The 20712-nt window shown below is 73.0% G+C and carries 13 protein-coding genes and 1 pseudogene; 10 read left to right on the plus strand and 4 right to left on the minus strand.

Annotated features, from left to right (window positions below):
- Window positions 1–19: 19 nt before the first annotated feature.
- A complete protein-coding gene (locus ACTJK8_RS14615; RefSeq protein WP_440762100.1) occupies window positions 20–3154 on the minus strand; it encodes a rhamnan synthesis F family protein in 3135 nt (1044 codons plus the stop codon).
- A 345-nt stretch (window positions 3155–3499) separates the two neighbouring features.
- Between ACTJK8_RS14615 and ACTJK8_RS14620 the strand changes: the two genes are divergently transcribed.
- The 7 genes from ACTJK8_RS14620 to ACTJK8_RS14650 all read left to right on the plus strand — a co-directional run bounded on the left by ACTJK8_RS14620 (window position 3500) and on the right by ACTJK8_RS14650 (window position 15708).
- Window positions 3500–4504: an AAA family ATPase gene (locus ACTJK8_RS14620; protein ID WP_012320571.1), complete on the plus strand. Its 1005-nt coding sequence runs from the start codon at window positions 3500–3502 to the stop codon at window positions 4502–4504.
- Window positions 4505–4506: 2 nt separating this feature from the next.
- Window positions 4507–5418 carry a DUF58 domain-containing protein gene (locus tag ACTJK8_RS14625; RefSeq protein WP_012320572.1) on the plus strand — a complete coding sequence of 304 codons (912 nt, stop codon included), beginning with the start codon at window positions 4507–4509 and terminating at the stop codon, window positions 5416–5418.
- Between the two features lie 7 nt (window positions 5419–5425).
- Window positions 5426–8245 carry a DUF4159 domain-containing protein gene (locus ACTJK8_RS14630; protein WP_440762101.1) on the plus strand — a complete coding sequence of 940 codons (2820 nt, stop codon included), beginning with the start codon at window positions 5426–5428 and terminating at the stop codon, window positions 8243–8245.
- A gap of 334 nt (window positions 8246–8579) precedes the next feature.
- Window positions 8580–10661, plus strand: a complete 2082-nt coding sequence (locus ACTJK8_RS14635; RefSeq protein WP_440762102.1) for a hypothetical protein — start codon at window positions 8580–8582, stop codon at window positions 10659–10661.
- A 148-nt stretch (window positions 10662–10809) separates the two neighbouring features.
- Complete coding sequence (locus tag ACTJK8_RS14640; protein ID WP_440762103.1) at window positions 10810–12735, plus strand: extracellular solute-binding protein; 1926 nt, start codon at window positions 10810–10812, stop codon at window positions 12733–12735.
- Window positions 12736–12749: 14 nt separating this feature from the next.
- Window positions 12750–14597: an extracellular solute-binding protein gene (locus ACTJK8_RS14645; RefSeq protein WP_043343275.1), complete on the plus strand. Its 1848-nt coding sequence runs from the start codon at window positions 12750–12752 to the stop codon at window positions 14595–14597.
- 4 nt (window positions 14598–14601) lie between these two features.
- Complete coding sequence (locus tag ACTJK8_RS14650; protein ID WP_012320577.1) at window positions 14602–15708, plus strand: microcin C ABC transporter permease YejB; 1107 nt, start codon at window positions 14602–14604, stop codon at window positions 15706–15708.
- Window positions 15709–15727: 19 nt separating this feature from the next.
- Here ACTJK8_RS14650 and ACTJK8_RS14655 read toward each other — a convergent pair whose 3' ends face one another.
- Complete coding sequence (locus ACTJK8_RS14655; RefSeq protein WP_012320578.1) at window positions 15728–16219, minus strand: Rrf2 family transcriptional regulator; 492 nt, start codon at window positions 16217–16219, stop codon at window positions 15728–15730.
- Between the two features lie 191 nt (window positions 16220–16410).
- Between ACTJK8_RS14655 and hmpA the strand changes: the two genes are divergently transcribed.
- The gene (hmpA, locus tag ACTJK8_RS14660) at window positions 16411–17652 is read left to right on the plus strand and encodes an NO-inducible flavohemoprotein (RefSeq protein WP_182177735.1); all 1242 of its coding nucleotides are present in this window, start codon (window positions 16411–16413) and stop codon (window positions 17650–17652) included.
- Between the two features lie 7 nt (window positions 17653–17659).
- Here the strand turns inward: hmpA and ACTJK8_RS14665 are convergent, their stop codons facing one another.
- On the minus strand, window positions 17660–18478 hold the full coding sequence (locus ACTJK8_RS14665; RefSeq protein WP_012320580.1) for an AraC family transcriptional regulator: 819 nt from the start codon (window positions 18476–18478) through the stop codon (window positions 17660–17662).
- A 62-nt stretch (window positions 18479–18540) separates the two neighbouring features.
- On the opposite strand from ACTJK8_RS14665, the gene ACTJK8_RS14670 reads away from it, so the two are divergent.
- Window positions 18541–19737: an MFS transporter gene (locus tag ACTJK8_RS14670; RefSeq protein WP_012320581.1), complete on the plus strand. Its 1197-nt coding sequence runs from the start codon at window positions 18541–18543 to the stop codon at window positions 19735–19737.
- A 64-nt stretch (window positions 19738–19801) separates the two neighbouring features.
- Window positions 19802–20311 (plus strand): GNAT family N-acetyltransferase, encoded by a 510-nt coding sequence (locus ACTJK8_RS14675; protein WP_012320582.1) that lies wholly within the window; start codon window positions 19802–19804, stop codon window positions 20309–20311.
- Window positions 20312–20348: 37 nt separating this feature from the next.
- Here the strand turns inward: ACTJK8_RS14675 and ACTJK8_RS14680 are convergent.
- Window positions 20349–20712 (minus strand): annotated as a pseudogene (locus ACTJK8_RS14680) (multidrug effflux MFS transporter); the annotation flags it as partial.

Genomic DNA, 20712 nt, shown 5'->3' on the forward strand with positions numbered 1-20712 from the left:
GGGTCGCGTCTCCGGAACGTCAGGATCGTTCGGCGGCCAGGAGGCGGGTCAGGCTCGCCTCCATGGCTCGCGCCACCGCGCCGATGGACAGCCGCTCGCGGATGCGCGCCCGGGCGGCGGCGCCGATCCGGGCCGCGTCGCCGCCGGTCACCGCCCGGGCCGCGTCGTTGAGGGCCCGGGTCAGGTCCGCCTCGTCCACCTGCCCCCACTCGGCGCCCCGCAGGTACGGGCCGTAGGTCTGGTCGAGGGCCGTGACCTCGGCCTTGACGGGGAAGCCGCAGGTGGCGTCGAGGAAGTCGCGGCAGCCGCCGTAATCGGTGGCGACCACGACCTTGCCCATCTCCATCGCCTCGGCGATCGTCAGGCCGAACCCCTCCGAGGAGTGCGACGAGGCGTAGACCGCGCAGAGGTCGAACAGCGCGCCCAGCTCGTTCTGGGAGAGCGGCTGGTCGATCACCACCACGTCGCCGGACGTGCCCACGAGGTCGAGGAGCTTCTTGCCCTCCTCGGGCAGGTCGAAGACGTGCTTGGTCTTGAGCACGAGCTGCCAGCCCGCCTGTCCCAGCCCGGCCGCCCGGAAGGCCCGGATCAGCGCGTGCGGGTTCTTGCGGGCGAGGTAGCTCGAGCCGTCGAAGGCGTAGAGGATCACCCGCTTGGACGGGTCGATCGCGAAGGCCTTGCGCAGGTTGGCCTTGGCGGCGGCGCTCGGCGGCTCGCCGGCCTCGTTCTCGACCACGTAGGGCACGACGTCGACCGGGATGTCGGTGATCTGCCGGAAGATCGCCGCGCAGAACTCCGTGGGCGCCCAGATCGCGTCGAGGCCGTCGACGGTCGGCAGCCAGCCGCCGGGCACGTGCGAGGTCTCCCAGACGAACAGCCCGATCTTGAGCCGCGCCTCCGCGGCGATCGCCCGCTGCCGGTCGCTCATCAGCGAGTGCCAGCTGTCGCCGTTGAAATGCACCAGCGCGACGTCGGCGGGGCCCGAGAAGGTCCGGGCCTGCCACGCCGGCGCCACCCGGGCGTGGACGTGGAACGGCCGTTCCATCGGGTGGACGTTCAGCGCGAAGGGGGTCCGATGCAGGGCGCGGGCGTAGCTGCGGGCCGCGACGCCGAGGCCGTTGGCGTAGTTCATCGGCGAGACGAAGGCGACGCGCAGCGGCCGCGCCGGCGCCTGGGGCCTGCGCAGATCCGCCCAGATCCTGGCGCCCGGATACGTGTAGGTCACGTCGAGCCGGTCGAGGTCGAAGCCGCGCTCGGCGATCGCCTCCCGCACCGCCGCCCCGCCGATCGCGGCGTGCTCGCCCAGCAGCGAGCGCTTCACGAACGGGAAGCCCTGGCTGAGCATGTTCTCCCAGTCGAACAGGGTGCGGTTGTTGCGCGGGTCGTTGACCAGCGACATGTGCTTGTTCTGGGCCGAGAACAGGCTGCGCATCCCGAGCCCGGCCGCGCGCATCCGCTGCGAGAAGGTCAGCTCGTACTCGGTGATCACCGCGTTCTTGTCCGGCCAGTTCGCCACCGACAGGAGGAAGTGGCTGAACGCGTAGGACGACAGGCAGCGCCGCTTCAGGGCCAGGAAGAAGCTCTGGAGGTGGTGGCTGTAGTAGAAATTGTCGGCGAGCCCGATCACCGCCTCCGGGAAGGCGTCGATCTTGGCGAGCAGGCCGGCGAAGTCGTCGCGGTCGAGGGGCCCGACGAGGCTGTCATTGGCGAGGTAGAGCGTCTCGGAATCGAGGAGGTCGGTGTCCTCCAGGAGGACATGCGCCCAGGCGGCGAAGTCGAAGCCGCTGTTCTCGCGCAGGTAGACCGAGGCGCAGAGATCCAGGATCGCCTGGGGCACGGCGTTCTTGTGCTGGTCGGCGGCGATGATCAGGACGAGGTCGGTCCCGTTCTCCGCGAACGCCCGCAGGTAGGGCTCGACGTGGCCGCGGATCCGCCCCTCGGGGCAGTGGGTGATGAACAGGGCCGTGCGGCCGTGCCGCCGAGCCTCGCGCTTCAGGCAGGAGAGGCGCGCGTCGGAGGCTTCCGGCACCGCGGCGCCGGGGACGCGGCGGGTCAGGCGGCCCGCCTCCAGGCCGGTCGTGACGTAGTCGATCAGCGGGTTGAGGCCGAGCGCGGCGACCTTCGGGTAGCGGGCGCGGTACCAGGGCGCGTCGAAGCGCGGCGACGGGCTGGTCGTGCGCCCGCCATCGGCGAGGAAATGCGCCAGCGGGTTCTGCCCGGCCGCGTCGTCACCGAGGAAAGTCTCGGTGTACCAGCGCGTGTCGAACCAGGGGCCCGGGTCGAGGCCCTCGGCGGCGCCGTGCTCGAGGTAGTGGACCAGCGGGTTGAGGCTGTCGGCCCGCACCGCGGCGGACTGGGCCGCGTACCAGTCGGGATCGAACAGCGGGTGGGGCGCGTAGCGGCGGTAACCGCCGGCCATCACGTAGTGCTCCAGGGGCTCGAGCCCGCTGGTCTCGGCCTCCGGGCAGCGCGCGCGGTAGAACGCGGCGTCGAACAGGCCCGACCGGCGGATCAGGTCGACGTGCCGCGACAGGCCGGCGAACTCCTCCGGGTTGCGCAGGTAGCCCTGCTTCCGGCCGGTCTCGTAGAAGTGACTCAGGGCGTTGCCGCCGGCCGCGCGGGCGTCCGGGTAGCGCGACAGGTACCAGGCGGTGTCGAACTGAGGCGACGGGTCGGTGTCGGTCCGCGACAGGAAGTCGGAGAACGCCCGGGCGCGGTGCTCCGCGCCGCCGAGGTAGCGCGTCGCGTACCAGTCCGGATCGAACAGCGGGTTGGGACGGATGCCCGCCGCGGCGCCGCGGTCGAGGTAGTGGAGCAGCGGGTTGGTGCCCTCGGCCCGGAGGCCCGGGACGGAATCGAGGTAGAGATCGCCGTGGAACAGCGGGTGCGGCCAGCGCCCCTCGCGCCCGCCGTGGACCGCGTAGTGCACCGCCGGGTCGATCCCCTCGCCGACCACGTCGGGGTAGCGCCTCGCGTACCAGGCCGGATCGAACAGGCCGGATTCCTTGACCGCGCGGACGAGGTCCGCCTGCCGGGGCTCGCCGCGGCGGCGGCCCTTGAGCCGCCGGGTCAGCGGGCGCGAGAGGGACTGCGCCGCGCCGGCGAGGCCGGCCTTGTCCGACGATCCGACGACGAACACATCTCGAAGGCGCATGGTCAGGTCCGGATACGCGGGAAGCCCGCAAAGCTGCCCACGCCGCGATCCGCGAGAGACATCAGAGGGTTCGGCCGGTCCGGCGGTCGCGGGTGAGGATCGCCCCGGCTTGGGCGCCTTCCTAAAGGTCCGGGTCGCCCACGCCAAGAGCGGGGGCAAGCTCGGCGACCGCCCAGAGACGCGGAGGTCTCGTCCGCCGGCATGCGCGCCGGCCTCGCGCAGCGCGAAACTGGCCACGAACGGGCGTGCGGCGATCCCGACCTTGCCAGCCCGGCACCAGAAGCCCCACACTTGCGGGATTGGCCGGCGGGTCCCGCGGGGCCCGGGCAGGAGATGGATATCGGCATGACGCAGGGGATCAGCCCGGCCACCACCCTGGACGACGGCATCGTGGCGACGGCGGAGAGCTGCCTCGCCGCCGTCGGCGCGGCGCGGGAGGCGATCCACGGGGTGATCTTCGGCCAGGAGGAGGTCGTCGATCTCGCCCTCGTGACTATCCTGGCCGGCGGCCACGGCCTGCTGGTCGGCCTGCCGGGCCTCGCCAAGACCAAGCTGGTCGAGACGCTCGGCACGGTGCTGGGCCTCGACGCGCGGCGCGTGCAGTTCACCCCGGACCTGATGCCCTCGGACATCCTCGGCACCGAGATCCTGGAGGAGGACGCCGAGCGCCGCCGGGCCTTCCGGTTCGTGCAGGGGCCGGTCTTCACGCAGCTCCTGATGGCCGACGAGATCAACCGGGCGAGCCCGCGCACGCAGTCGGCCCTGCTCCAGGCCATGCAGGAGGGCCACGTCTCGGTGGCGGGCGCCCGGCACGACCTGCCCCGGCCGTTCCACGTGCTGGCGACCCAGAACCCGATCGAGCAGGAGGGCACCTACCCGCTGCCCGAGGCGCAGCTCGACCGGTTCCTCCTGGAGATCGACGTCGGCTACCCCGACCGCGCCGCCGAGCGCCGGATCCTGATCGAGACCACCGGCGTGGACGAGGCGCGGCCGCGGGCCGTGATGTCCACCGAGCAGCTGCTCACCGCCCAGCGCCTCGTGCGCCGGCTGCCGGTGGGGGAGGCCGTGGTCGAGGCGATCCTCGACCTCGTGCGCGCCGCCCGGCCGGACAGCGGCGACGCCATCGTGAAGGACAAGCTCCTCTGGGGCCCGGGCCCCCGCGCGAGTCAGGCGCTGACGCTCGCCGCCCGCGCCCGGGCGCTGATCGAGGGCCGGGTCGCGCCCTCGGTGGCGGACGTGAAGGCGCTGGCCGAGCCGGTGCTCAAGCACCGGATGGCACTGAGCTACACCGCCCGCGCCGACGGCGAGACCATCGAGGGCCTGATCGCCAAGCTCGCGGAGAAGCTCTGACTTTGGTCGCGACGAACGCCCTCGACGCCGGCAGGCGCACCCCAGGCCGGCGCGAGAGCGAGGGCGCGACCGCCCTCTCCGACAAGATGCCCCGCCTCGTCCTGGAGGCGCGCCGCGTGTCGAGCCTGCTGGCCCACGGCCTCCACGGCCGCCGCCGCGCGGGGCCGGGCGAGAGCTTCTGGCAGTTCCGCCCCTTCGTGACCGGCGAGGCCGCGGCGCGCGTCGACTGGCGCCGCTCGGCCCGCGACGACCGGCTCTACGTGCGCGAGCGCGAATGGGAGGCGGCCCACAATATCTGGCTGTGGATCGACCGCTCGGCCTCGATGGGGTTCGTGTCGGACCTCGCCTCGGCCCCGAAGGTCGAGCGGGCGCTCGTCCTCGGGCTCGCCCTGGCCGACGCCTTCGTGGAGGGCGGCGAGCGGGTGGGCCTGCTCGGGCTGACCCGCGCGAGCGCCTCCCGCGGGATCGTCGAGCGCCTGGCCCAGGCGCTCGTGGCCGACCACGCGGGCCTGACTCAGGACCTGCCGCCCCGCGCCAGCCCCGCCCGCTTCGACGAGGTGGTGCTGATCGGCGATTTCCTGACCGCGCCGGACCGGATCGCGGCCTCCGTGCAGAGTCTCGCCGGCCGCGGCAGCCGCGGCCATCTCCTCATGGTCGTGGACCCGATCGAGGAGACCTTCCCGTTCACCGGCCAGGCCGTCCTGCACGATCTCGAGGGCGGCCTCAGCCTCGATATCGGCGACGCCGACGCCTGGGGGGCGCGCTACCGGGCCCGGATCGCCGAGCACCGGGCCGCGCTGGCGTCCATCGCCCGCGGACAGGGCTGGACGCTGACGATCCACCGCACGGACCGGCCGGCCAGCGAGGCGGCCCTGCGGCTCGCCACGCTGATCGCCGCCCGCGGCACGGAGTGAGGCCGCCATGCTGGGTCTGACCTTCGCCGCCCCGCTGGCGCTCGCCGCCCTGATCGGCCTGCCGGCCCTGTGGTTCCTGCTGCGGGTGACCCCGCCGCGCCCGCGGCGGATCAACTTCCCGCCGCTGAAGCTCGTCGCCGACCTGGTCCCGCAGCGGCAGACCCCGGCCCGCACGCCGCCCTGGCTGCTGATCCTCCGGCTCCTGATCGCCGCCGCGCTGATCCTCGCGGTCGCGGGTCCGGTCTGGAACGCCGGGGGCATCGGGGAAGGCGGTGGCCGCAGCGCGCTCCTCGTGCTCCTCGACAACGGTTTCCCGGCCGCCCACGACTGGCGCGACCGCCTGCGCGTCGCCACCGACGCGGTCGAGGGCGCCGCCCGGGACGGCCGGCCCGTCGCGGTGATCGGCCTCGCCGACGCCCCCGCGGCCTTCGAGGCGAAGACGCCGGCCGCCGCCCTGGAGCGCCTGCGCGCCCTCGCGCCGCGCCCGATCCTCCCCTCCCGCGACGCGCATCTCGCGACGATCGAGACCTTCCTCGACAAGAACCGCGGCGCCGGCCTCGTCTGGATCAGCGACGGCGTCGCCGGCGCGAACGACACGCGCTTCGCCAAGGGCCTCGCCGACCTCGCGGGCGACAAGGGCGCGGCCCTGACGGTGCTGCGGGCCGACAGGCCGCCCGCCCTCGCTCTCACCGCCACCGAGAATGCCGGCAAGCTCGTGACGCACGCCCTGCGGGCGGCGCCGAACGGGCGCGACGCCGGGGTGATCCGGGCGCTCGACCAGAAGGGCCTGCCGCTGGCCGAGCGCGACTTCGCCTTCGCGGCCGACGCCACCGAGGCGGACGCGACCTTCGAGATGCCTGTGGAGCTGCGCAACAGCATCAGCCGCCTGGAGATCGCGGGCGAGCGCTCGGCCGGCGCCGTGGTCCTGCAGGACGAGCGCGGCAAGCGCCGCCGCGTCGGCCTCGTGTTCGGCGGCACGCTCGACCAGGCGCAGCCCCTCCTGGCGCCGACCTATTACCTGTCCCGGGCGCTCCAGCCCTTCGCGGACGTGCAGGAGCCGCGGGGCGCCAAGGGGACGGCGGACTCGATCAACCAGCTCCTCGACAACCAGGTCTCGGTCCTCGTGCTCGCCGATGTCGGCGCCCTCGACGAGAGGACCACCGCGCGGATCGAGAGCTTCGTGAAGGACGGCGGTATGCTGCTGCGCTTCGCCGGCCCGCGGCTCGCCGCCGGCAACGACCCGCTGGTGCCGGTGCGGCTGCGGCGCGGCGGCCGGACGCTCGGCGGCACGCTCTCCTGGGACAGCCCCAAGACCCTGGCGCCCTTCCCGCCCGAGAGCCCCTTCGCGGGCCTGACGCCGCCCGCCGATATCGGCGTGCGCCGCCAGATCCTGGCCGAGCCGGACGGCGACCTGCCGAACCGGACCTGGGCGTCCCTGCAGGACGGCACGCCGATCGTCACCGCGCAGAAGCGCGGCCAGGGCACGATCGTGCTGTTCCACGTCACCGCCGACACGACGTGGTCGAACCTGCCGCTCTCCGGGCTGTTCATCGACATGCTTCGGCGCGTCGTGGCGCTGGCCGGCGCCTCGGCGCCGGTGCAGGGCGACGCCGCGCGGGCCGCCGCGCCGGTGCTCGCGCCGCGGGTGACGCTGGACGGGTTCGGCGCGCTGGGCTCGCCGCCGGCCTCGGCCACCGCGGTGTCGGCCGACTACGCCGACCGGGCGAACCTTGAGCATCCGCCGGGCTTCTACGGCCCGCCGGACGGAGGCATCAGCGTGAACGCCCTAAAACCGGATGACCGGCTGACGCCCCTCGACACCGCGGCCCTCGACGGCGCCCGGTTCGGGTCGCTCGCCGGGGCCGAGACCCTGGACCTGCGGCCGAGCCTGTTCACCCTGGCGCTGCTGCTGCTCGCGCTCGACACCCTGGCGGGACTGTGGCTCGGCGGCTTCCTGCGCCGCGGCGGTCTGGCGGCCCGCCTGCGCGGACGGCCGGCCGTGCTGGCCCTCGCCGGCCTGGTCCTGCTCGCCGCCCTGCCGGTGCGCCCGGCCGGCGCGGAGGAGCCCCCGGCCAACCGGCCGAACGGCATCGAATCGGCGCTGGTCACGCGCCTCGCCTACGTGATCACGGGCGACGCCGCCGTCGACGAGGCGAGCCGCACCGGCCTCACCGGCCTGACCCAGATGCTGGCCGCGCGCACCGCCCTGGAGCCGGGCGAGCCCGCCGGGATCGATCCGGCGAAGGACGAGCTGGCCTTCTACCCGCTGATCTACTGGCCGATCGCCCCGAACCGGCCGCAGCCCTCGGACGTCGCGATCCGCAAGATCGACGCGTTCATGCGCAACGGCGGCACGGTCCTGTTCGACACCCGCGACGCGCTCACCGCCCGGCCGGGCGGGCCGCCCACCCCGGAAGGGGCCTATCTCCGGAAGATGCTGGCGACGCTCGAGGTGCCGGAACTGGAGCCGGTGCCCCTCGACCACGTGCTGACCAAGGCCTTCTACCTCGTGGACAGCTTCCCGGGCCGCTACGCCACGGGCCAGACCTGGGTGGAGGCGCTGCCGCCGGCCGCGGACGGCGCCGAGCGCCGCCCGGCCCGCGCGGGGGACGGCGTGAGCCCGATCATCATCACCGGCAACGACCTCGCCGCCGCCTGGGCTGTCGGCCGCCGGGGCGAGCCGCTCTACCCGGTCGTGGGCGGCGACCAGCGCCAGCGCGAGATGGCGTTCCGCGGTGGCGTGAACATCGTGATGTACACGCTCACCGGCAACTACAAGGCGGATCAGGTCCACGTGCCCGCGCTGCTGGAGCGGCTGGGGCAGTGATGGTTTTGGACAGACAGCGCGCGGCCGCCTCCCCTCCCTTCTCTGCGTGCCTGCAGATCCGAAGCGCGCGCGCGGCGGCGCGTCGGCAGGACGGGGCGCGGGTCCCCTCTCCCGTGCGGGAGAGGGACAGGGTGAGGGACCATGTCTCCCCGGACGCGGCGCTCCCTGTCGGCACGTCGACGGCGCGCTTGAGCCCGAAACTTCCCGGCCCTCACCCCAGCCCTCTCCCGTACGGGAGAGGGAGCCCGTCGCGCCTGCCCGCGCCGCCGCGTGAGCGTGGCGGCGCCCGGCACGAAGCGCGGCGTCGCCTCACGGATCCGGAGTGCTCCGCCCGATGCTGAGCCTCAGCTTCACCCCCCTCCTGCCCTGGCCGGCCATCGCCGTCCTGGGCGCGATCGTCGCCGTCCTGGCGGTCTTCGCCGTCCTGGCCCGCGGCCGGACCGCGCTGCTGCGCGTCCTCGTCCTCGCCCTGGTGCTGGCGGCGCTCGCCAATCCCGCGCTGGTGCGCGAGGACCGCGAGCCCGTGAAGGACGTGGCCGCCATCGTGGTCGACCGGTCCGGCTCCCAGCAGCTCGGCGACCGGCCGCAGATGACCGACGCGGTCCGCGCCGAGCTGCAGCGCCGCTTCGGGGCGCTGACCGACATCGAGCCCCGCTTCATCGACGTGCCCGATTCCAAGGACGGCGACGACGGCACCAAGCTGTTCACGGCCCTGAGCCAGGCGCTCGCCGACGTGCCGCCGGAGCGGCTCGCCGGGATCGTGATGCTCACCGACGGCGTGGTGCACGACATCCCCGCCTCCCTGGCCCAGCTCGGCATCAAGGCGCCGCTCCACGTCCTCGTCACCGGACACCCGGACGAGCGCGACCGGCAGATCAAGCTCCTGGAGGCGCCCCGCTTCGGCATCGTCGGCAAGGACCTGACGATCCGCGCCGAGGTCATGGAGCGCGGCGGGACCGGCCACGCGGTCGTCACGGTGCGCCGCGACGGCGAGGAGATCGGCCGGCGGGACGTCGCCACCGACAAGCCGTTCTCCCTGAACCTGCGCATCGAGCACGGCGGCCCGAACGTGGTGGAGATCGAGGTCGAGCCGCTGCCGGGCGAGCTCACCACGGTCAACAACCGGGCGGTCCTGCCCATCGAGGGCATCCGCGAGAAGCTCCGGGTGCTGCTCGTCTCCGGCGAGCCGCACCAGGGCGAGCGCACGTGGCGCAACCTCCTGAAGTCGGACGCCAACGTCGACCTCGTCCACTTCACGATCCTGCGGCCGCCGGAGAAGCAGGACGGCACGCCGATCTCGGAACTCTCCCTGATCGCCTTCCCGACGCGCGAGCTGTTCGTCCAGAAGATCAAGGACTTCGACCTGATCATCTTCGACCGCTACGCCAACCAGAGCGTGCTGCCGCAGGCCTATTTCGACAACATCGTCCGCTACGTCCGCGAGGGCGGCGCCCTGCTGATCGCCGCCGGTCCCGAATTCGCCGGACCGGCCAGCCTCGCCCGCACGCGGCTCGCCGGCATCCTGCCGGGCGACCCCGACGGCCGGGTCGTCGAGAAGCCCTACAAGGCGACGCCGACCCAGATCGGCCAGCGCCACCCGGTGGCCCGCGACCTGCCGGGCTCGGACGCCAGCCCGCCCGCCTGGGGCGACTGGCTGCGCATCGTCGAGGCCAGGACCCGGCCGGGGATCCAGCCGATCCTGTCGGGGGCCGAGGGCCTGCCGCTGCTCGCGCTGTCGCGCGAGGACAAGGGCCGCGTCGCCCTGCTCCTGTCCGACCACGCCTGGCTCTGGGCGCGGGGCTACCAGGAGGGCGGCCCCTATCTCGATCTGCTGCGCCGCCTCGGCCACTGGCTGATGAAGGAGCCGGCCCTCGAGGAGGAGGCCCTGCGCGCCCAGACCACCGGGCGCGGCCGCGAGGTGCGGGTCGAGCGCCAGACGATGGCGGACCAGGCCGAGCCGGTCACCGTCACGGGCCCGACCGGCAAGGTGACGACGCTGACGCTCAAGCCCAAGGAGCCCGGCCTGTTCACCGCGACCTTCGACGCGGAGACCCTGGGCCTGCACACCCTGCGCTCGGGCAACCTCGTGGCCTTCGTCAGCGTCGGGCCGGCCAACCCGCGCGAGCTGGCCGACGTGTTCAGCGACACCGAGCGCCTGAAGGCCGCGGCCGACGGATCGGGCGGCTCGGTCCGCCGGGTCGCCGAGACCGGCGGCATCCAGGTGCCGCGCCTCGCGCTGGTGCGCGGCGGCCGCCTCGCCGGCAGCGACTGGATCGGCTTCCGTCCGAGCGACAGCGCCAACATCCGCGGCGTCGAGGTCTACCCGCTGGCGCTCGGCCTCGCGGCGCTGGCCGCGCTGGCGGCCGCCCTGCTCGCCATGTGGCTGGTCGAGGGCCGCCGGGGGCGGGCGGCGTGACGCGGCCCCGCGGCGGGTCGCGCGCGGCGCGCGCGCGGTCCTGTGCGGCGGCGCATGGTCGACGGGTGGCCGCCCGCGTCCTATGACCCCGGTACTCTCGAGATGTCCGCGCCGCGCGCGGGCCCGACGCAACGGAGACAGCCTGCCCGTGACAGCGCAGACCGTGACTGGACGCCTCCTCGCCGCGACACTCCTCGCCGCCTGCCTCCAGCTCGCCCCGGCCCGTGCGCAGGAACCGGCCGCGATGCCGTCGACGCCGGCTGAGTTGCCTGCCACCCTGCCGGCCGCCAACGGCCAGTGGACCCACGCGATCACGCTGATGGGCCAGCCGAAATACGGCCCCGACTTCAAGCATTTCGACTACGCCGACCCGGCCGCGCCCAAGGGCGGGATGGTCCGGTTCGGGGCCCAGGGCGGGTTCGACAATTTCAACATCGTCGTCGCCGGCCTGAAGGGTGACCTCGAGAACGGCATCCAGCAGATCTACGATTCGCTGATGACCGAGTCATCGGACGAGCCGTTCACCTCCTACGGCCTGCTCGCCGAGGCGGTCCGGATCGCCCCCGATCTCGGCTCGGTCTCGTACCGGCTGCGCGAGAACGCCCGCTGGCACGACGGCCAGCCGATCACGCCCGAGGACGTGGTCTGGTCCTTCGACGTGCTCAAGGCCAACAGCCCGTTCTACGCCGCCTACTACCAGACCGTGGCCAAGGCCGCGGTGACCGGGCCGCACGAGGTGACCTTCACCTTCACGGAGACCGGCAACCGCGAGTTGCCGCAGGTGATCGGGCAGCTGCGCGTCCTGCCCAAGCACTGGTGGACCGCCAAGGACGCCAACGGCAAGCCGCGCAGCGTCACCGAGACGACCCTGGAGCCGCCGCTGGGCTCGGGCCCCTATCGCCTCGCGAAGTTCGAGCCGGGCCGCACGACGACCTACACCCGCGTGCCCGACTACTGGGGCAAGGACCTGCCGGTGAACGCCGGGCGCTACAACTTCGACACCGAGCGCTACGAGTATTTCCGCGACGGCACGGTGCTGGTCGAGGCGCTGAAGGGCGACCTCTACGACTTCCGGGTGGAGAACATCGCCCGGAACTGGGCGACCGCCTACGAGGATTTCCCGGCCGTGAAGGAGGGCCGGCTGATCAAGGAGGCGTTCCCCGAGCGCGGCATGGGCATCATGCAGGCCTTCGCGTTCAACACGCGCCGGGACAAGTTCAAGGATCCGCGCGTCCGCCGGGCCTTCAACCTCGCGCTGAACTACGAGGAGATGAACAAGGCCCTGTTCTACGGCCTGTACAAGCGGATCAACTCCTACTTCTTCGGCTCGGAGCTGGCCTCCTCCGGCCTGCCCGAGGGCGAGGAGAAGGCGATCCTCGAGAGCGTCAAGGACAAGGTCCCGGCCTCGGTCTTCACCACCCCCTACGCCAACCCGGTCAACGACGGCCCCGAGGCCGTGCGCAAGAACCTCCGCGAGGCCGTCGGCCTGCTGCGCGAGGCCGGCTACGAGCTGCGCGGCGGCAAGATGGTCAGCAAGGCCACCGGCGAGCCGCTGACCGTCGAGTTCCTGGAGTTCCAGAACACCTTCGAGCGGGTCATCCTGCCGTTCGCGGCGCAGCTGAAGCTGATCGGCATCGACTCCACCCTCCGGGTGATCGACCAGGCGCAGTACCAGAACCGCATCCGCAACTTCGACTTCGACGTCACCACGGCGTCGTGGGGCGAGTCGCTCTCGCCCGGCAACGAGCAGCGCGAGTACTGGGGCTCGGCGGCGGCCGACAAGCCCGGCTCGCGCAACCTGATCGGGATCAAGGATCCCGGCATCGACGCCCTGATCGAGAAGGTGATCTTCGCCAAGGACCGGCACACCGTGATCGCGGCGACGCGCGCCCTCGACCGGGTGCTCCTCGCCCACGACTACGTCGTCCCGCAATGGTCCTCCGACCAGCAGCGGACGCTGCGCTGGAACCGGTTCGGCCACCCGGCGATCCTGCCGCTCTACGCCAGTTCCGGCTTCCCGACGACGTGGTGGTACGACGAGAAGCTCGCGGCCAAGACCGGGGCGCCCCGTTGACGGGGGCGCCCGGGATGCCGACCCGGCGCGGCCTGGTCCTCGGGGCCGGCGCCCTCGCGGCGATGCCGCCGTGGCGCCGCGCCCGCGCGGCCGAGGGGGCGGAGCGCCACGGCCTGTCCAGCTTCGGCGAGCTGAAATACGGTCCCGACTTCGCGCATTTCGACTACGTCAATCCGATGGCGCCCCGCGGCGGGCGCTTCTCGGCGCAGCTCGCCGCGACGACCGGCAACCAGTCGCTCAACACCTTCAACACGCTCAACATCTACGTGCTGCGCGGCGACGGGGCCGCCGGCATGAACCTGACCTTCGACAGTCTGATGGTCCGGGCCCTCGACGAGCCGGACGCCCTCTACGGGCTGGTCGCGCGCGCCGTCACGGTCAGTCCGGACGGCCTGACGTACACCTTCGCGCTGCGCCCGCAGGCGCGGTTCCACGACGGCTCGCCGCTGACCGCGCGGGACGCGGCCTTCAGCCTCAAGCTCCTGCGCGACAAGGGCCATCCCGAGATCGCCGAGGTCATCCGTCCCATGACCGACGCCCGGGCCGAGGGCGACGGGCGGCTCGTGGTGACCTTCGAGCCGGGCCGCGCCCGGGACCTGCCGCTGTTCGTCGCGCAGCTGCCGCTCTTCTCCGCCGCCTACTACGCCGGCCGGGACTTCGAGGCCTCGACCCTGGAGGCGCCCCTCGGCTCCGGTCCCTACCGGGTCGGCGCCGTCGACGCGGGCCGGTCCATCGGCCTGGAGCGCGTCCCGGATTACTGGGCCGCCGAACTGCCGGTGAATGTCGGCCAGAACAATTTCGACGCGATCCGCTACGAGTATTTCCGCGACCGCACCGTGGCGTTCGAGGCGTTCAAGAGCGGCGCCTTCACGTTCCGCGAGGAGTTCACCGCCCGGGTCTGGGCCACCGGCTACGACTTCCCGGCGATGAACGAGGGTCGCGTCGTCCGCGAGACGGTGCCGGACGCGCGGCCGAGCGGCACGCAGGGCTGGTGGATCAACACCCGACGCGCGGCGTTCCGCGACCCGCGGGTGCGCGAGGCGATCGGCCTGTGCTTCGATTTCGAGTGGTCGAACCGCAACCTGATGTACGGCGCCTACGCGCGCACGGCCTCGTTCTTCGAGAATTCCGACCTCAAGGCGACCGGCAAGCCCTCGGCCGAGGAACTCGCCCTGCTGGAGCCGTTCAAGGACCTGCCGCCCGAGGTGTTCGGCGAGGCCTGGGCGCCGCCGGTCTCCGACGGGTCCGGCCAGGACCGGGCGCTGCTGAAGCGCGCCGACGCGCTCCTGCGGGAGGCCGGCTGCACCCGCCAGGGCGGCAACCTGCTGCTGCCCGGCGGCCAGCCCCTGACCCTCGAGTTCCTCGACGAGGATCCGGTCTTCCAGGCGGTCACGCAGCCCTTCATCCGCAACCTCGGACTGCTCGGCATCAGGGCGAGCCTGCGCACGGTCGACCCGTCCCAGTACCAGGCGCGGCTGAAGGATTTCGACTTCGACGTCACGCCGCGCCGCTACAGCAGCGGGCTCACCCCCGGCGCGGAGCTGCGCGAGACCTACGGGTCCCGCTCCGCCGGGACCGCGGGCTCGAACAACCTCGCGGGAATCGCGAGCCCGGCGATCGACGCGCTGCTCACCGCCGTCGCCGACGCGACGTCGCGGGCCGACCTGACCACCGCCTGCCGGGCCCTCGACCGGGTCCTGCGGGCCGGGCGCTACTGGGTGCCGATGTGGTACGCCTCGACCCACCGCCTCGCCCTCTGGGACGTGTACGGCCGCCCGGCGACCCCGCCGAAATACGACCTCGGCGCCCCTGGGACGTGGTGGTTCGACGCCGACAAGGCCAAGCGGATCGGGCGGGACTGACGCCATGCTCGCCTACATCCTGCGCCGCATCGGCCTGATGATCCCGACCCTGTTCGGGATCATGCTGATCACCTTCACCATCGTGCAGTTCGCCCCCGGCGGACCGGTGGAGCGGGTGCTGTCGCAGCTCCAGGGCCAGCGCGACGGGGCCATGTCCCGCGTCACCGGCGGCTCGGGCGACCTCGGCGGCGCCAGCCGGCCGTCGGGCGGCGGCGGAGACGCCAGTTCCCGCTACCGCGGCGCCCAGGGGTTGAGCCCGGAATTCATCGCCAAGCTCGAGAAGCAGTTCGGCTTCGACAGGCCGGCGCCCGAGCGCTTCGCCAAGATGCTGTGGGACTATGTCCGGTTCGATTTCGGCCGCAGCTACTTCCGCGACGTCACGGTCATCCAGCTGATCAAGGAGCGCCTGCCGGTCTCGATCTCGCTGGGCCTGTGGATGACGCTGCTGTCCTACGCGATCTCGATCCCGCTGGGCATCCGCAAGGCCGTGGCGGACGGCACGCGCTTCGACCGCGCGACCTCCTTCGTGGTGATCATCGGCTACGCGATCCCGGGTTTCATGTTCGGGCTGATGCTCATCATCCTGTTCGCCGGCGGCTCGTTCTACCAGTGGTTCCCGCTGCGCGGGCTGACCAGCGAGGGGTGGGAGAGCTTCTCGCCCTGGCACAAGGTGACCGACTACGCGTGGCACATGGTGCTGCCGCTGACAGCCCTGGTGATCGGCGCCTTCGCCACCTCGACCCTGCTCACCAAGAACTCGTTCCTCGACGAGATCCGCAAGCAGTACGTGCTGACCGCACGGATGAAGGGGCTCTCCGAGCGGCGCGTGCTCTACGGGCACGTGTTCCGCAACGCCATGCTGATCGTGATCGCGGGCTTTCCGGGCGCCTTCATCTCGGCCTTCTTCACCGGTTCGCTGCTGATCGAGACGATCTTCTCCCTCGACGGCCTGGGCGAGCTGTCGTTCCGGGCGATCGTCGGGCGCGACTATCCGGTGGTGTTCGCCACGCTCTACATCTTCTCGCTGCTCGGGCTCGCGGTGAACCTGCTGTCCGACCTGATCTACGTCTGGATCGACCCGCGGATCGATTTCTCGGCCCGGGCGACCTGACCGCGCGGCGCGCGGGCCGTCAGGCCTCCGGCAGGCCCGCGGCACCGGCCGGCATCGGCGGCTCGCCGCCCGGAGGCCCGGCGAGGCCCAGCAGCGCCGCGATCGCGTCGCCGTCCGGCGAGCCGAGCAGATCCGCCAGGGTGTAGCGGTCGAGGACGGCGAGGAACGCCGCCAGAGCCTCCCCCAGCACCCGCCGGAGCCGGCACGGGGCCGTGATGGCGCAGGCGCCGCCGCCGAAGCACTCGACCAGCGCCAGGTCGTCCTCGGTCTGGCGCACCACCGCACCGACGACGATCTCCCCCGGCGGCATCGCCAGGCGGAGGCCGCCGCCCCGGCCGCGGATCGTCCGGATCAGGCCCAGCCGTCCCAGCTGGTGGACCACCTTGGTCAGGTGATTCTCCGAGATGCCGTAGGCGCGGGCGATCGCGGCGATGGAGCTCTGCTCGGGCTCGTGGAGCCCGACGTAGATCAGCGTGCGCAGCGCGTAATCCGTGTAGCGGGTCAGGCGCATCTCAACTCCAGAAGACGATCTCTGCCGTGGGGCGATGCGGTGCCCGCCGCGAGCCGCGTCCGTACGCCCTGCGGAGAAGCGGCACCACCGCCGACGCGGGGCCGATCGCCGCCCCATAAGATATATTTTTATTGCACCTTTCGAGGGGCGCGCTAGAAGATGCATATCGTATGCACCTTCTGAGCCGTGCCATGCCCGCGCCCCTGTCCCCCGCCACCGTCGCTCTCATCAAGGCCACCGTCCCGGCCCTGGAGGCCCACGGCCTCACCATCACGCGGCGCATGTACGAGCGCCTGTTCGAGAACGCGGAGATCCGCGACCTCTTCAACCAGTCCCATCACGGCGAGACCGGCGCGCAGCCGAAGGCCCTGGCCCAGGCCGTGCTCGCCTACGCCCGCAACATCGACAATCTCGGTGTGCTGGCCGGAGCGGTGGAGCGTATCGCGCAGAAGCACGTCGCCCTGAACATCCTGCCGGAGCACTATCCCCACGTCGCCGACGCGCTCCTCGGCGCGATCGGGGACGTCCTCGGTGAGGCCGCCACGCCGGAGATCGCCGCGGCCTGGGGGGAGGCGTACTGGTTCCTGGCGGAACTGCTGATCGGCCGGGAGGCCGCGATCTACCGCGACCACGCCTCCGAGCCGGGCGGCTGGAACGGCTGGCGCGACTTCGTGGTCGAGAGCGTGACCCAGGAGAGCGAGACGATCCGCTCCTTCGTCCTGGTCCCAGCCGATGGCGGCCCGGTGCTGCGGCATCGGCCGGGCCAGTATCTCGGCTTCCTCCTGGACCTGCCGGGCCGCGGCGTGCTGAAGCGGAACTACTCGGTGTCCTGCGCGCCGAGCGACCGGGCCTACCGCATCACCGTCAAGCGCGAGGCGGCGCCGGGCCGGCCGGCCGGGATCGCCTCGAACTGGCTGCACGACCACGCCCAGCCCGGCACCGTGCTGAAGGTCGCGGCTCCGGCGGGCGATTTCAGCCTCGACGCGGAGGGCGACGCGCCCGTGGTGCTGGTCAGCGGCGGCGTCGGGCTGACCCCGATGATCAGCATGCTCGAGACCATCGCGGCGGACAGCCCGGACCGGCCGACCTGGTACGTGCACGGCGCCCTGTTCGGCCGCGTGCACGCCCTGCGCGACCACGCCCGGGCGCTCGCGGCGCGGGCCCGCAACGCGCGGCTCGTGACCTTCTACGCGGAGCCCGAAACCGCGGACCGGCCGGGTGAGCACTACGACGTCAAGGGCCTGATCACGGCGGACTGGCTCGTCGAGCACACGCCGCACGACCGAGCGACCTACTATCTGTGCGGTCCCAAGCCGTTCCTTCGGGATCTCGCCACCGGCCTGCTGCGCCGCGGCGTCCCGGCCGAGCGGGTGAAGTTCGAGTTCTTCGGCCCGGCCGACGAGCTGTTCGACGAGCCCCGGCAGGCGGCCTAGGCGGCGCTCAAGCCGGCCCGGCGCCGCGGAGCGGGCGCTCCGGGCCGAGCACCCGCGCCACGGTCGTCCGCAGGGCCTGCGCGCTTCGGTAGCCCACCGCCGCCGCGACCGCCCGCGGCGGCCGCCCCTCGGCCGCGAGCGCCAGCGCCCGGATCACGCGGGCCCGGGCCCGCCAGTCGCCGAAGCTGAGGCCCGTTTCCGCACGGAAGCCGCGCGTGAGCGTGCGGCGGCTCGCGCCGGCCCGGTCGGCCCAGGCGTCGAGATCGGCCTCCGAGGCCGGATCCTCGATCAGCGCGAGGCAGACGCGGCGCAGGCGCGGGTCGCGCGGGAGCGGCAGCGCCAGCGGCGTCGCGGGGGCCCGGCCGATCTCGTCGAGCACCAGGGCGGCGAGGTGGCCGCCGCGGCCGTCGACCGCGTAGAGCACCGGCTCCTCCGCCAGCGCCGTGAGCGCCGAGGCCATGAGCCGCGACACCGCGATCACCCGGCAACTCGCCGGGAAGGACCGGACCGCGGCGGGATCGAGATAGGCCGAGCACATCGAGACCGCGCCGTGGGTCGCGACCGCGTGCGGCAGCCGCGGCGGGATCCAGAGGGCGTGCCCCTCGGGAACGACCCAGGTGCCGTCGTCCGCGAAGGCCATCATCAGCCCGGACGTGGCGTAGAGCAGCTGCGCGCGGGGATGGAAGTGCCGGTCGAGATGCATCCCGGCCGCGTAGGTCTTGGGCATCACCGCGACCGGGCGGGGTACGTCCTGATAGTCGGCCGCCTCTGTCGACCGCCCCGCGGCGGCGCGCGCCCCCGTCAACATTGGCCCGTTCGCGTACATATCCGGCCCAACACCGCCATCGGGTCAGGCTATCAGGGTGCCGTCCCGGAGGATACGCCGCGATGGATTCGGATACACTGTCCCGCCGCACCCTGCGCTTCGTGAACGTCGCGCACGCCCTCGACCACTTCGTGCTGCTGATCTACCCGACCGCGGTCATCGCCATCGCGGCCCAGACCGGGCTCGGCTACGGCGAGCTGATCGGGCTCGCCACCGGCGCCTTCGTGGCCTTCGGCCTGTGCTCGCTGCCCATGGGCTCGCTCGCCGACCGGTTCGGGCGGCGCAACATGCTGGCGGTGTTCTTCTTCGGCTACGGCCTGTCCTGCCTCGGCGTCGCGAGCGCCTCGACGCCGCTCGGCTTCGCCCTCTGGCTCTGCGTCCTCGGGCTCGCCTCGGCGATCTACCACCCGGTCGGCTCGGCCATGCTGGTGACCCATGCCCGCCGGCTCGGGCACGATCTCGGCATCAACGGCGTCTGGGGCAATTTCGGCGCGGCCTCCGCCTCCGGCCTCACCGCGCTGCTCGCCGCCACGATCAGCTGGCGCGCGGCCTTCGTCGTTCCCGGCCTCGTCTGCCTCGCCTGCGGGGCGGCGTTCGTGGCGCTGGTCCCGGGCGACGGCGACGCCGCGGGAAGGAAGGCCGGCGGCGCGGCGGTGATCCCGGTGACCCGGCCCTGGGCCCTCATGGCGATGTTCGCCCTGTCGATCTTCGCGGGCGGCCTGACCTTCAACCTGACGACGATCAGCCTGCCCAAGGTGATCGACGAGGGCGTCGGGCAGGCGCTGCCGCTGGCGCTGACCGGCTCCCTCGCCACGGGCGTCTTCCTGTTCGGGGCGCTGATGCAGCTCGCCATGGGCCGGCTGATCGACCGCTACAGCCTGCCGTCCCTGTTCGTGGCGCTCTCGGTGCTGCAGCCGCTGGGGCTCGGGATCGCGGCCGTCTCCACCGGCCTGCCGCTGCTCGCCGGGCTCGTCCTCGCCATGACGGCGATCTACGGGCAGGTGGTGATCAACGACGCGATGATCGCCCGCTACGTCCCGCCCGCCTACCGGGCCCGCGCCTACAGCGTGCGGTACTTCGTGGGCTTCACGGCGAGCGGCTTCGTGGTGCCGGCGATCGCCCTCCTGCACGACCGCGGCGGCTTCGCGCTGGTCCTCGGCGTCGCCTCCGCCTGCGGCGCGGTGATCTGGCTCTCGGCCCTGGGCTTCCTGAGGCTGACGCAGGGCGGCGAACGGCCCGCGCTGGCCGCCGCCGAGTAGCGCGACGGTTTGCGGGTCCGGCCCGGCGCTGCTACGCGGCGGCCGTCCGACCCGCGAGCACCCCGTGACCGATCTGTCCCTCGTCATCCGGCCGGAGCGGCCGGAGGATGCCCCCGCCATCGAGCGCCTCCATGCCCGGGCCTTCGGCCCCGGCCGCTTCGCCCGCACCGCCTACCGCCTCCGCGAGGGCGCGGCCGAGCGGATCGACCTCGGCATCACCGCCTCGGTCGGCAGCTTCCTCGTCGGCTCGGTCCGGATGGGTCCGGTGCGGACCGGGGCGACCCCGTTCGTGATGCTCGGCCCCCTGGCGGTCGATCCGAGCTTCGAGGGCCGCGGCATCGGCGGCACCCTGACCCGCGCGGCGATCGACGGGGCGCGGCGGGCGGGCGAGGGCCTGGTGATCCTCGTCGGCGACGCGCCCTACTACGCCCGCTTCGGCTTCACGCCGGTCCCGCCCGGGCGCCTGACGCTGCCGGGGCCGGTCGACCCGGCGCGCCTGCTGTGGCTGGAACTGGCCGACGGTTTCGGCGCCGGCGCGTCGGGCGCCGTTGAGGCGCTCGGCCCGACGCGGTGACGGAGACGGTCCCGCGCCGCCGTCGCGCGCGGTCCCGTCAGGCCCGCCGGAGCGCCAGCGCGGCGATCAGGCCGGCCGCGAGCAGGGCGAGCGCCACCGGCGTCGCCGAGGTCGCGGGCCACGCGGAGGCGGCGACCGTGAACAGCGCCCCGAAGGTCATCTGCGTGAAGCCGTAGAGGCTGGACGCCGAGCCGGCCGCGTGCGGGTCGACGTTCATCAGCCCCGCCACCGCGTTGGGGCTGAGCAGGCCGACGCCCACCGCGTAGGCGAAGAGCGGCACGATCAGGCTGACCACGCCGAGCATGCCGGTGCGGTCCACGAGCAGCAGCGACAGCGCCGCGCCGATGCAGAGGAGGTTGCCGCTCCGCGCCGCCTTGCGGATCGGCACCCGGGCGGCGAGC

The sequence above is a fragment of the Methylobacterium sp. 22177 genome (assembly GCF_052045615.1).
Lineage (GTDB): Bacteria > Pseudomonadota > Alphaproteobacteria > Rhizobiales > Beijerinckiaceae > Methylobacterium > Methylobacterium radiotolerans.

Excerpts from the sequence above, each read along its gene's own strand:
- ACTJK8_RS14615 (WP_440762100.1), bottom strand. The coding sequence starts at position 3,154 with ATGCGCCTTCGAGATGTGTTCGTCGTCGGATCGTCGGACAAGGCCGGC.
- ACTJK8_RS14620 (WP_012320571.1), top strand. The coding sequence starts at position 3,500 with ATGACGCAGGGGATCAGCCCGGCCACCACCCTGGACGACGGCATCGTG.
- ACTJK8_RS14630 (WP_440762101.1), top strand. The coding sequence starts at position 5,426 with ATGCTGGGTCTGACCTTCGCCGCCCCGCTGGCGCTCGCCGCCCTGATC.
- ACTJK8_RS14635 (WP_440762102.1), top strand. The coding sequence starts at position 8,580 with ATGCTGAGCCTCAGCTTCACCCCCCTCCTGCCCTGGCCGGCCATCGCC.
- ACTJK8_RS14645 (WP_043343275.1), top strand. The coding sequence starts at position 12,750 with ATGCCGACCCGGCGCGGCCTGGTCCTCGGGGCCGGCGCCCTCGCGGCG.
- ACTJK8_RS14650 (WP_012320577.1), top strand. The coding sequence starts at position 14,602 with ATGCTCGCCTACATCCTGCGCCGCATCGGCCTGATGATCCCGACCCTG.
- ACTJK8_RS14655 (WP_012320578.1), bottom strand. The coding sequence starts at position 16,219 with ATGCGCCTGACCCGCTACACGGATTACGCGCTGCGCACGCTGATCTAC.
- hmpA (WP_182177735.1), top strand. The coding sequence starts at position 16,411 with ATGCCCGCGCCCCTGTCCCCCGCCACCGTCGCTCTCATCAAGGCCACC.
- ACTJK8_RS14665 (WP_012320580.1), bottom strand. The coding sequence starts at position 18,478 with ATGTACGCGAACGGGCCAATGTTGACGGGGGCGCGCGCCGCCGCGGGG.
- ACTJK8_RS14670 (WP_012320581.1), top strand. The coding sequence starts at position 18,541 with ATGGATTCGGATACACTGTCCCGCCGCACCCTGCGCTTCGTGAACGTC.